The organism is Microvirga sp. GN3 (assembly GCF_055792825.1).
Window position 1 is genome coordinate 1 of sequence record NZ_JBVVAK010000214.1, and the last position, 11,090, is coordinate 11,090.

Below are 11,090 nucleotides of genomic sequence, written 5' to 3' on the forward strand. Positions count from 1 at the left end.
GCATGCGCGCGATCTCGCGCCGTTCAGCCAGGCTCAGGTGGATGTAGGGCAGGGTCATTCAGCCTCCGAGTGCAAACCCATTGTTTGTAACGGAATTCGCACTTCAGAATAGAATCCACCCGCCTACAACAGAGAATCTGATAACTAACCTTTTGACAAGAAGTCTGGGCTCCCACCAAGGATGGCGGCACTGAACGGTCTCTCATGATGTGGGACACGGCTTCATTCCAGGATCTGCCTTCGACCAAGATTGCGTTGATCTCTGATCCTCACCTCGAGGAGCACAAGGATCCTCCTGTGCTTGGAACACCACCGGGGATGTTCCAGGTCTATGGCAGCCTCTTGCTTCTCCGCTTATCGGTGATCTCGACCAGCGTCCCGAAGGAGTCGAAGCATACAGCCTGCATCTCGGTCATCGTGTCTCCAGCATCCTCAAGAACTCTCGATCGGCTCGGCACACCTCACGTTGCTCCAAAAGCATAGGTAGGCGCTTCATAGCCACTCTGACATCGTCCAGGATGCTTTCGGCTCTCTCGCGTGTCAGCCCGAAGGCAGCATAGGACGCGAATGCCGGCTGTGGGTCACAGTCCGTGCTGAGCCCGGGCGCAGGCGCACAGACGTGCCGCTTGCGTCCAAGATAAGGCACCACGTCGAATACGGGCGAGAGTTCCCACCCTTCTCCTCTGTTGATCACGGCGTGGTTGCGCAGATGATCATCGGTATTGTGCAGGTAAGCATTGACGAGCAGCCGACGGAACATTTGCTCCTCCGGATCCCAAACCCCGATCGAGCGAGCCGCCGCCGCCATGTCCGCGTAGGTTTTCGACGTGCCGTAGCTGCCTGGCGGCTCCCGGAGGAGTGTCCCCATGCTCAGGTATGAATAAGGTCGGCCGTCTTCCGATCGGTCGAAGCGCTTCACGAGCAGAACAGTTTTGCCAGAGAAGGTCATGAGCCGGCGCTCGGGCACTGGAAGGCCGGCGGCCTCAGCGACGTCCAAACAGACGGCCTCGATGCGGGGATCGTCGAACTTGTCCCCCCGGGTTGGGAATTTCGCGATCCATTCCCCCTCCCCGTCGCGCCATCGGACCTTTGGGCGGGCTCCTCCCACATCGGCACTGGCTCGCACAAGCAGGGCGAGTTGTTCCTGTGTCGCGCTTCCCTCATCCGCGGCGATCGCAGCCCTCATCAGAGCCTCGAGGTCGGAACTCGCTTCTGGGCTTGTGAGGCAACGTGCTTGATCCGGGTAATAGGCCCCCGGTCCTGCTTGCGCCGATGCACCAAAGGCAAGGTCCCCCGTTCGAGCGGTTGTGCCGGCTGCCAGAAGTTCCGCTGCTCCAAAGGTGAACGTCTCAAAGGCCGCGGACAGCACGGTCCGGCCCCAGCCTTCCGGTCCGGCATCAAGGCAGGCGAGCGGCACTTCCGGAGAGCCCGGAAACTGGTGCTGGCGCAGCGGGAGGCCAATGGGATCAATCGCAACAGCACTGTCAGACTCAAGATAACTTTGGGCATAGCTGAATGTGCCCGGGCGAAGGATCTCTTGCCCTTGGAACGCCAGTTCACCGACTAGCACGTAGCGACCATTGTGGTGCTTGAAGACAGTGAAGTTATCCAGGCGACCGGAGGGGGAGACACGCCACATCAAAGATTCCAACTATTTGAGCTGTCGCTCGATGGCAGACGCTACCGTGAGCACTTTGGCGGGGGACACGAACGCTGTAATCCAGTCAGGGCTGTCCACCGTAGTCGACATCTCCGCGCTCATGCGTAGATCCCATGCTCGATCTGGACAAGAAGCCGGAGGACTTGGTCTGCCTTACCCTGAGTTACCAAGTCCAGAGGTGTGGCCTGCAGCACCTGATTAGGTCTAATTAACCAGCTCAGGCCCCGCTCACCGAAGACCTCTTGTGCCCTCCCGATGACCGTGGCGATCTCCGGTCCAGCGCCTTTGAGGGACTTGAGCTGCTCGATTTGCCCTTCGAGGCGGGCAATTGCTTGGTCAACTAAGTCGTCGGTGTTGGCTGCGGTGTAGGGCTTGAAGTCCCCGTCCCTTTCAATGGGTGGTATATGGTCTTCGCCGCGAAGGAACTTCAGGAGCACGAACTGGCCTGCCTCAGTTGCCATCAACTCGTCCGGAGAACGCCCGCCGAACCATAGGTGAGGCCTCCTCAGGAAGTCCTCAGGGTCATCGTAAAGATCTGCTATGAGGGCGCGAATCTCGTCGGCCATCTGTGTCATGGTCGAGAGTCTAGCATCACGGCTGATTGCGGCCAATTCTGTCGGAGGTTGCGATTGCAATCGAGCTGACGTGAAACATAATCCTGATCATGGTTAGGGGTTCTCTGTCGAGCGGTCATGACCTCAACCGAGCCTGATCAGGACATCATAGCGGCGATCGAACGCCACTAGACGATTCATGCAATCCGGCGATTCCGCGAGCGCTACAATCTCGACGATTATGATCCCGCTTCCTTGATCGATCTGGTTGATCGGACCGAGCTCAAGTACCGAGCTGCTTTTGCGAGTCCTTACTGGGACCCCTACCCTAGGGTCATGATCATTGCGAAGCTGACACGTCCCAATCTCTCAGCATCCCCGAAGGTAAGGATCGTCTACCAGCGACGAGAGCAGATGATTGTGACGGTACTCCCGCTGAGGCTGGACCCCAACCGCCCCAACAAGCTCAAGACGCTGAGGGTGTAATGCAAGTCGTGCATTCAGCCTGCGGGGAATAGGCGGCCGGAGAGTTTTGACAAGAAGTTCGTAACGGATGCCGTGCCATGTTGCTCCCGATCGGGAGGATCGCATGCGGACCAATCAGCGGCTGGCCCAGCTCTGGCTCGATGCCCTGGCAACCGAACTTGGAGCCTCCCCCGGCACCATTGCCACCTACAGCGATGATCTGACCTGTTATCTCGCCTGGCTGGACGAGCACAGCCTCGGCCTGGACGAGGTCGGCCTGGAGCAGATCCGGGACTACGTTGCTGGTCTCGATGGGCGCGGCTATGCCGGCTCGACCATCGCCCGCAGGATCACGGTGGCGCGCGGCCTGCACAGGTTCCTGATCGCCGAGGACCTCGGCTCCCGTGACCCCACCGCCCATCTGGCGGCCATGAAGCGGTCCCGCAAGCTGCCTTTCGTCCTGTCGATTGCCGAGACCGAGGTGCTCCTGGAGACGGCTCATCGGCTGGCGGCCGATCCCTCGGTCGGGCTGTACCGGCAGGCCGGCTATGCCCGCAGGGCCGCCCTGTTCGAGACCCTCTATGCCTCGGGCATGCGCATCAGCGAAGCCCTGTCCCTGCCCGCCGATGCCGCTCCTGCCGGCACCCGCATGCTGCTGGTGCGCGGCAAGGGCGACAAGCAACGGCTTGTGCCCCTACACGACCGGGCGATCGCGGCCACTGCCCTCTGGCAGAGACTGGCCAGCGCTTATTCTGGCGCAGCCCCCTCCCCCTGGCTGTTCCACTCGGTGCGCAAGGGAGTCAAGGCGCTCACCCGCCAGGCGGCCCTGCTCGAGATCAAGGAAGCGGCTGTGGCGGCAGGGCTGGCGAGCCCCGAGCGGGTGTCGCCGCATGTGCTGCGCCATGCCTTCGCCACCCACCTGCATGCCGGCGGCACCGACCTGCGTGTGCTGCAGGAACTGCTGGGACACGCCGGCATCGAAACCACCCAGATCTACACCCATCTCGATACCTCCCGCCTCCACCACATGGTCCGCGACCTCCACCCCCTGAATGAGTTACAGACCGCTGATGGGTAAGGTCATCCTGATACAACCCGCAACTCACTCTTTGGCTTTGGAACATTCAAATGGGTCAGTATGGCCCTTCCTGTTATTGTGGCTTCTGTCGCTGTCGAAACTTCAGCCGAGGCAATCTTGCTCTTTTCCGATCACATCATCTTCGTTGACGAGAGTGGGGATCACTCGCTCAAATCGATCGATCCTCAATATCCAATCTTTGCCCTAGCCTTCTGTATCATTCGCAAGGACGACTACATCCATCGGCTTGTTCCAGCTGTTCAGGAGTTCAAGTTTCGATGGTTTGGGCACGACTGCGCAATTTTGCATGAGCACGAGATCCGGCGAGCCGAAGCCCCGTTCGTGTTTCTTGGCAACAAGGACAAGAAATGGCGCTTCATGCGGGAGCTCACGAAGATCATCGATGAATGCCCGATGGTCGTCGTGGCATCTGCGATCCGGAAGGATGTGCTAGCCCGCCGCTACACCGATCCGAGGAGTCCCTACGAACTGGCGCTCCTGTTTTGTATGGAGCGGGCGCGCGAGTACTTGGATGACATCGCGAAGGACACAGATGGGTTGACCCATATCGTCTGCGAAGCAAGAGGAGGCAGTGGGGGAAGGAGGATCGAGAACTCGAACTTGAGTTCCGCCGGATTGCGACAGGTGCCAATCCCCTCAGCCGCGGGCCGATAGAAGGCTTCGAGATCCTCTTCGCCGACAAGAAGGCTAATTCGGTCGGGCTTCAGATCGCGGACCTTATTGCGCGGCCCATCGGTCTGAAGACGCTGCGGCCGGATCAGGAGAACCGCGCCTATGACACCATCCTGCCGAAGGTGTGGGGCCGGAAAGTGTTCCCCTAGAAAAGCGAAAGGCCCCGGTAAACCGAGGCCCAGCGCCGACCGGGGACAACCCCCAATCCACTTATCTGAGATATTGGGATGAGTTGCGGGAATGTCAAGTTGTCCATTTCAACCTCAAGCTTGGCTTTAACGGTGGCATGAACTCCAAGACACCGAGCCAGCTCATCCCCTTGCTGGCACCCGCCGTCAGGTCCAGGATCTCAGCCGATGGACGATATGTTGCACCTAAACCGGACGAAAACCCTTCTGATCGTGTATCACTCGATGACGGGCGGCACCCGTCAGATGGTCGAGGCTGCTGCCGATGGGGCAGCTTCAGAGCCGACCGTTCGCGTTCACCTGCTTCCGGCACCGGCGGCTCAGGCAGCCGACCTCCTCGAGGCGGACGGCTATATCTTTGGCACTCCCGAGAACCTGGCGGCTATCGCCGGACTAATGAAGGACTTCTTCGACCGGACCTACTATCCGGCGTTCGATCGGATCAGTGGGCGTCCCTACGCGGCTCTGATCTGCGCGGGCAGCGACGGTCACAACGCGGCCCGTCAGGTTGAGCGGATTGCAACGGGATGGCGGCTCAAACCGATCGCCGATCCATTGATCGTCTGCACCCACGCGCAAACTCCGGAGGCGATCCTGGGACCCAAAGTTATCAGCCCAGACGATCTGAAGCGCTGCGAAGAGCTCGGGGCTGCACTCGCGGCAGGAATGAGCATCGGGATGTTCTAAGCTGCAAGATGGTGCGAAATGAACGGCGTCGAACTGCAGACGCCTCTTTTCAGCGAACAGCCTCAACGTTGCCACAGCATAACCGGTCAGCCTCGCACCTTCGACTTCAGTGGATGAGATCGCGCCCCCTCTCCGCATCTGTCACGGCAATCCTCTTACCCATCTCTGATTTCGTAGCCACGTCGGCGCTTTCGCTGGAGCCAGGTCTCAAGAGCTTCCACGGCCCTTGACCGGGTTTCATAAAGCTCGATCCGTGTCCGACCAGGCCGTCCGATGCGGCCCCATTGGCGGATCAGGGAGGCATCACCGAACAGGCTGGTCTCGATCGACAACACATAGTAGCGGGCCATGTTGCAGGTGGGGTCACACCGGTCGAGCACCAGATACTGGATCGTGTCGTCGGACATGGCTCCATGGTGCGCAGAGCATGAGGCAAGGTCCAATCAAAGCTATGAATCCATTGGGGCGCAACGATTCACAACATTGATGGACCTTGCTGATACAGCGCATCCTGCCCTGTTTCTGCGTCGGGCATGAGCCTGGTTTGAGGTTGCGTCGGTTAACGCTTGAATGCAGGCGGCCGAGCATCAGGCCTGACTGCCGTCGCTCTCCTCTTCGAAGGAGACCGCGACATCGCCGTTGGCCGAGAGGCGTACCTGATTGCCCTCGATGTCCGCGACCAAGGCGGTTGAGATGTAGTGGTGGTGGCCCTCGTGCGCCCCCTCCCCACTGTCCTTCTTGGTCAGCTTGATGCGGTTCCCCTCGACATGGTCGACCGTGCCGACATGGGCGCCATCGGCGCCGATGACTTCCATGTGCTCCTTGATCTGGCTGATGTCTGTCACGACTGCCTCCCTTAAGGCTCAGGTTAGAGTAATGCACTGGATGCCAATAGGATGCAGGTTCCGGCCGTTTAGCTCGTCCTGGCAGCGGGCCACGTGAGAGGAATGACGAGCCACTCAGGAGAGGTATCCAACTGGCTCGCCATTTCAGCTTCGACCTTGTCGAGAAGCTGCTGGATCCTGGAGGCATCGGCACAGTCGTCGAGGGCGAGGGTCACTGCCGGAAGGATCCATACTCGGCGCCAAACACATCGATCGCGCCGTCGCAACACTCTCCTCCCCGATATCCACAGGCCCGCGCGTGAACCGCGCGTTGACTCTCCCCGTTGGTCTATGTTCCTGTTTTGTTCCATTTTGTCGCAGGAGCGAGGTGAGCTTGACCGATGGTCACCCGGCGCGAAGTCATCGACGACTTACGGCGCCAGATCGAGAGGCTCGGCGGAGCTCATGGCTCACGCAAGTCCCTGCCCTTTGGCGTCTCGGCGCTCGACCGGCACCTGCCCGGGAGAGGGCTTACCCTTGGATCCCTGCACGAGGTGATCGAGGCGGGACCCGCTTCGGAGTTCGCCGGAACCGCCACGTTCTTCGCGGCGGGGATTGCTGCTCGCCTGAAAGGGCCGGTGCTCTGGTGCCTGACCCGGCGCGATCTGTTTGCGCCGAGCCTCATGCAGGTCGGCCTTCACCCGGATCGTGTCATTTACGCCGAGACCTGCCGTGATGCCGACGTCCTGCCTCTCATCGAAGAAGGCCTTCATCAGAAAGGCCTTGGTGCGGTCATCGGCGAAGTCTCCCGGCTCGGCCTCACCGCCTCCCGTCGCCTGCAGATGGCCGCGGAGGCTTCGGGCGTTCCCGCCCTGGTCATCCGGCGCTGGTGGACGGTCGCCCAGAAGGACCTGACCAAGCTTCCCACCGCTGCCTCGACGCGATGGCGCGTGTCGCCGGCCCCGTCAGAGGTTGTTCCTGCCTCTGGCCTCAGACGCGGCCGCTGGCAGGTTGAACTCGTGCGCTGCCGGGGTGCACAACCCCATTCCTGGATCCTGGAGGCCTGCGATGCGCAGGGTCGTCTCGCTCTACCTGCCAACCTGGCCGACCGACAGGATCAGGCGCAAGTTCGGTGATCCCCCGCGCGAGAAGCCGCTTGTGACCGTGATCAAGCAGGGCTCGCGCCGGCTGATTGCGTCGGCCTGTCCGGCCGCTCAAAAGGTCGGCCTGATCGAAGGGATGGCTGTTGCTAAAGCGCAAGCCATGGTTCCCGACTTGCACATCATCGACGCCGATCCTGAGGGCGAGACCGCTTCGCTCCGTCAACTGGCGGAATGGACTACCCGCTTTTCGCCCGTCGTCGCGCCCGATCCTCCGGACGGCCTCTGGATCGACATCGCGGGAGTGGAGCATCTCTTCGGTGGTGAAGAGGCTCTCCTCAAGAAGCTGATCGATCGGGTCGAGAACAATGGCATTCACGCCCGTGCCGCGATTGCCGATGTGCCGGGCACGGCATGGGCCGTCGCGCGGTTCGGCAAGGGCGGGATTATTCCGCCGGGGCGGGTTGTGGACGCTGTTTCAACCCTGCCCGTGCAAGCCCTCCGGCTTTCCCGTGAGACGGTGAGCGCCATGCACCGCCTAGGCGTCGAGCGTGTCGGCCAGCTTGCCGCGATGCCGCGAGCGCCGATGGTGCGCCGCTTCGGACGCGAAGCAGGCCTGCGCTTGGACCAGGCACTGGGACATGCTTTTGAGCCGATCACGCCGATCATTCCGGACGAGGCGGTGATTGCGTCCCGCGCTTTCGCGGAGCCGATCGGCCGGTTGGAGGACCTGCAGCTTGTCGTGCGGCGACTCTCGAAGGAGTTGTGTCAGACGTTGGAGCAACGCGGCGAGGGTGTCCGGCGGCTGGACCTGATCATCCGCCGGGTGGATCAGAAAGGGGCGTCGCTCCGGGTCGGGACAGCGAAAGCTAGCCGGGATTACATCCACTTGGCAAAGTTGTTCGACGAGAAAATCGAGACGGTCGATCCGGGTTTTGGCATCGAGGAGATCATCCTCATCGCCAACCGTACTGAGCCTCTCTTTGAGAAGCAGACCGTCGCAAGAGGGATTGAGGCCGAGGACGAAGCCGTCGATCTGAGCCAGCTCGTCGACCGGCTGACCGCTCGGATTGGAGAGGACCGCGTCTACCGGCTCACTCCAGTCCAATCCCTCGTCCCAGAGCGCATGACAAGGAGGGTTTCCCCGCTCGCGCCGCCGTCGGGATCCACCTGGCCGGAGAACCTCGAGCGTCCCACCCGCCTCCTTAATCCACCGGAATCGATTATGACGACGGCCTTGCTGCCGGATCACCCGCCGGTGTCATTCATCTGGCGCCGGGTCCGCTACAAGGTCACGAAGGCTGACGGGCCGGAGCGCATCACCTCCGAGTGGTGGCTCGGCGATGAGCAGAAGAGAATCCGGGATTATTACCGGCTCGAGACGATCGAGGGCTCTCGCTTCTGGATCTTCCGTGACGCGCCGATGACGGAGGGCGGCCGCTGGTGGATGCATGGGTTCTTTGCATGACCATGTATGCCGACCTGCAGGTCACAACCCATTTCTCGTTTCTGCGTGGAGCCTCCAGCCCGGCCGAACTGTTCGAGCAGGCGAAGATGCTCGGCATTTCGGCGTTAGAGATCACCGACCGGAATTCCCTGGCAGGGATTGTCCGGGCCTATGAGGCCTCCCGCGAAACCGGGATACGCCTCGTGGTCGGCTGCCGGCTCGATCTGACCGACGGCACGTCGCTCCTGGTCTACCCGACGGATCGCCCGGCCTATTCGCGGCTGTGCCGCCTGCTCAGCATCGGGAAGAGCCGCGGCGGAAAGGGAAAATGCTTTCTGACATGGGAGGACGTGGTTTCCTGGAATGAGGGGCTCCTTGCGATCCTTCTTGGCGACGAGGTCAACGGCACACTCAAAGCCAACCTGTCGCGCCTCAAATCCATCTTCGGCAACCGCGCCTACATGGCCCTTATCCGCCGGTTCTCTCAGAACGACCACCTGCGCCTCCATGAGGTCGAGGAAGCCGCTCGGATCGCCCGCGTTCCGACCGTCGCACTCGGTGACATCCTCTATCACCATCCGGACCGGCGCCGGCTGCAGGATGTGGTCACGTGCATCCGGGAGGGCTGCACGATTGACACCGCGGGCTACCGGCTGGAACACAATTCAGATAGACATCTGAAGAATCCAGCCGAGATGCAGCGTCTGTTCGAACGGCACCCTCGAGCCTTCCACCGGATCCAAGAGATCCTCGATCGCTGCATGTTTTCGCTCGACGAGTTGCGCTACCAGTATCCGACCGAGACCGAACCGGGTGAGAGCGCTCAGGAGAAGCTGGAGCGCCTGACCTGGGAAGGAGCGAATCTCCGCTACCCCGATGGAACCCCTGATACGGTCTCTGGAACGATCCGGCATGAACTCCATCTGATCGAAAAGCTCGACTACGCGCCGTACTTCCTGACGGTCAATGCCATCGTCGCCTTCGCAAGAACCCGGGGCATCCTGTGTCAGGGGCGCGGCTCGGCCGCGAACTCCGCGGTTTGCTACGTGTTGGGCATCACTTCGATCAACCCGCTCGAGCACGATCTCCTGTTCGAACGGTTCTTGTCCGAGGAAAGGCGCGAGCCGCCCGATATTGATGTGGACTTCGAGCACGAGCGCCGGGAGGAGGTGATCCAGTGGATCTACGACACCTACGGCCGCCATCGTGCCGCTCTGACCGGAGTGGTGATTACCTATCGGGCGCGAGGCGCCGTACGGGAGGTCGGCAAGGTCATGGGCCTGCCGGACGATGTGACCGCCGGCCTGTCCGGCCTTGTCTGGGGCTGGGGCAACGATGCCGTCACGGAGAAGGAGGCGCAGGAACTCAATTTGAATCTGAGTGATCCCCGCCTCCGAATGACTTTGGAACTCGCCTCAGAACTCATTGGAGCACCCCGCCATCTGTCCCAGCACCCAGGCGGGTTTGTGCTGACCCAGGACCGTCTCGATGATCTCGTGCCCATCGAGCCCGCCGCTATGGAGAACCGGCAGGTGATCGAGTGGGACAAGAACGATATCGACACCCTCAAATTCATGAAGATGGATGTGCTGGGTCTCGGCATGCTCGGCTGCATGCGCCGGGCCTTCGATCTTCTGCGGGAGCATAAAGGAGAGGACCGGGAGATCGCCACGATCCCGATGAATGACGGCCCGACCTATCGCATGATCCAGAAGGCCGACACGGTCGGCGTGTTCCAGATCGAGAGCCGCGCCCAGATGGCGATGCTCCCGCGGATCAAGCCGAAGATCTTCTATGACCTCGTCATCCAGGTGGCGATTGTCCGGCCGGGGCCGATCCAGGGCGACATGGTGCACCCCTATCTCCGCCGACGGGAAGGCCACGAGAAGCCGGACTATCCTCGGCCCGAGCTGCAGCGGGTTCTGGAAAAGACGCTCGGCGTGCCGCTGTTTCAGGAGCAGGCCATGCGGGTGGCCATCGAATGCGCCGGGTTCACACCGTCTGAGGCTGACCAACTCAGGCGAGCCATGGCCACGTTCAAGCTGACGGCGGGCGTTACGAAGTTCCGAGACAAGCTCGTGAGCGGAATGACTGCCCGGGGCTACGCCCCAGAGTTTGCTGAACGCACCTTCAAGCAGCTCGAAGGGTTCGGGTCGTATGGTTTCCCGGAGAGCCATGCGGCGAGCTTCGCCAAGATCGCCTATGCCTCGTCCTGGATGAAGTGCCACCATCCGGACGTCTTCTGCTGCGCCATCCTGAACGCCCAGCCCATGGGGTTCTATGCCCCCGCACAACTGGTTCGGGACGCGCGAAATCACGGCGTCGAAATCCGGCCGGTGGATATCAACCACTCCCGTTGGGATTGCACACTCGAGCCGACGCGAAACCCGAAGC

12 protein-coding genes are annotated in these 11,090 nt (G+C 61.3%); 7 read left to right on the forward strand and 5 right to left on the reverse strand.

The window, feature by feature from the left end; translation table 11 throughout:
- Positions 1-412: 412 nt before the first annotated feature.
- Positions 413-1,639, reverse strand: coding sequence for a type II toxin-antitoxin system HipA family toxin (locus ACS5Q1_RS43385; RefSeq protein ID WP_473104032.1), 1,227 nt, complete (start codon positions 1,637-1,639; stop codon positions 413-415).
- 119 nt (positions 1,640-1,758) lie between these two features.
- A complete protein-coding gene (locus ACS5Q1_RS43390; RefSeq protein WP_473104033.1) occupies positions 1,759-2,235 on the reverse strand; it encodes an antitoxin Xre/MbcA/ParS toxin-binding domain-containing protein in 477 nt (158 codons plus the stop codon).
- A 568-nt stretch (positions 2,236-2,803) separates the two neighbouring features.
- On the opposite strand from ACS5Q1_RS43390, the gene ACS5Q1_RS43395 reads away from it, so the two are divergent.
- From ACS5Q1_RS43395 to ACS5Q1_RS43410, 4 genes are all read left to right on the forward strand, one after another.
- Complete coding sequence (locus ACS5Q1_RS43395; RefSeq protein WP_473104034.1) at positions 2,804-3,757, forward strand: tyrosine-type recombinase/integrase; 954 nt, start codon at positions 2,804-2,806, stop codon at positions 3,755-3,757.
- A 117-nt stretch (positions 3,758-3,874) separates the two neighbouring features.
- Positions 3,875-4,432, forward strand: coding sequence for a DUF3800 domain-containing protein (locus ACS5Q1_RS43400; RefSeq protein WP_473104035.1), 558 nt, complete (start codon positions 3,875-3,877; stop codon positions 4,430-4,432).
- Positions 4,393-4,599, forward strand: coding sequence for a DUF3800 domain-containing protein (locus ACS5Q1_RS43405; RefSeq protein WP_473104043.1), 207 nt, complete (start codon positions 4,393-4,395; stop codon positions 4,597-4,599). Before ACS5Q1_RS43400 ends, ACS5Q1_RS43405 begins: the two co-directional genes overlap by 40 nt.
- A gap of 207 nt (positions 4,600-4,806) precedes the next feature.
- Positions 4,807-5,325: a flavodoxin family protein gene (locus tag ACS5Q1_RS43410; protein WP_473104036.1), complete on the forward strand. Its 519-nt coding sequence runs from the start codon at positions 4,807-4,809 to the stop codon at positions 5,323-5,325.
- Positions 5,326-5,480: 155 nt separating this feature from the next.
- Here the strand turns inward: ACS5Q1_RS43410 and ACS5Q1_RS43415 are convergent, their stop codons facing one another.
- From ACS5Q1_RS43415 to ACS5Q1_RS43425, 3 genes are all read right to left on the reverse strand, one after another.
- A complete protein-coding gene (locus tag ACS5Q1_RS43415) occupies positions 5,481-5,732 on the reverse strand; it encodes a WGR domain-containing protein (RefSeq protein ID WP_473104037.1) in 252 nt (83 codons plus the stop codon).
- Positions 5,733-5,912: 180 nt separating this feature from the next.
- Positions 5,913-6,170, reverse strand: a complete 258-nt coding sequence (locus ACS5Q1_RS43420) for a DUF2171 domain-containing protein (protein ID WP_473104038.1) — start codon at positions 6,168-6,170, stop codon at positions 5,913-5,915.
- A 68-nt stretch (positions 6,171-6,238) separates the two neighbouring features.
- Complete coding sequence (locus ACS5Q1_RS43425; RefSeq protein ID WP_473104039.1) at positions 6,239-6,385, reverse strand: hypothetical protein; 147 nt, start codon at positions 6,383-6,385, stop codon at positions 6,239-6,241.
- Positions 6,386-6,550: 165 nt separating this feature from the next.
- Between ACS5Q1_RS43425 and ACS5Q1_RS43430 the strand changes: the two genes are divergently transcribed.
- The 3 genes from ACS5Q1_RS43430 to ACS5Q1_RS43440 all read left to right on the forward strand — a co-directional run.
- Positions 6,551-7,285 carry an ImuA family protein gene (locus ACS5Q1_RS43430; protein WP_473104040.1) on the forward strand — a complete coding sequence of 245 codons (735 nt, stop codon included), beginning with the start codon at positions 6,551-6,553 and terminating at the stop codon, positions 7,283-7,285.
- Positions 7,218-8,717 (forward strand): Y-family DNA polymerase, encoded by a 1,500-nt coding sequence (locus ACS5Q1_RS43435; RefSeq protein ID WP_473104041.1) that lies wholly within the window; start codon positions 7,218-7,220, stop codon positions 8,715-8,717. Before ACS5Q1_RS43430 ends, ACS5Q1_RS43435 begins: the two co-directional genes overlap by 68 nt.
- Positions 8,714-11,090, forward strand: a 2,377-nt coding sequence (locus tag ACS5Q1_RS43440; protein WP_473104042.1) for an error-prone DNA polymerase, incomplete at its 3' end; no start/stop codon positions are given. The genes ACS5Q1_RS43435 and ACS5Q1_RS43440, both read left to right, overlap by 4 nt.

What these genes read in the sequence shown, in the direction of transcription:
- ACS5Q1_RS43385 (WP_473104032.1), bottom strand. Translation starts at nt 1,639, where the DNA reads ATGTGGCGTGTCTCCCCCTCCGGTCGCCTGGATAACTTCACTGTCTTC.
- ACS5Q1_RS43390 (WP_473104033.1), bottom strand. Translation starts at nt 2,235, where the DNA reads ATGACACAGATGGCCGACGAGATTCGCGCCCTCATAGCAGATCTTTAC.
- ACS5Q1_RS43395 (WP_473104034.1), top strand. Translation starts at nt 2,804, where the DNA reads ATGCGGACCAATCAGCGGCTGGCCCAGCTCTGGCTCGATGCCCTGGCA.
- ACS5Q1_RS43410 (WP_473104036.1), top strand. Translation starts at nt 4,807, where the DNA reads ATGGACGATATGTTGCACCTAAACCGGACGAAAACCCTTCTGATCGTG.
- ACS5Q1_RS43415 (WP_473104037.1), bottom strand. Translation starts at nt 5,732, where the DNA reads ATGTCCGACGACACGATCCAGTATCTGGTGCTCGACCGGTGTGACCCC.
- ACS5Q1_RS43430 (WP_473104040.1), top strand. Translation starts at nt 6,551, where the DNA reads ATGGTCACCCGGCGCGAAGTCATCGACGACTTACGGCGCCAGATCGAG.
- ACS5Q1_RS43435 (WP_473104041.1), top strand. Translation starts at nt 7,218, where the DNA reads ATGCGCAGGGTCGTCTCGCTCTACCTGCCAACCTGGCCGACCGACAGG.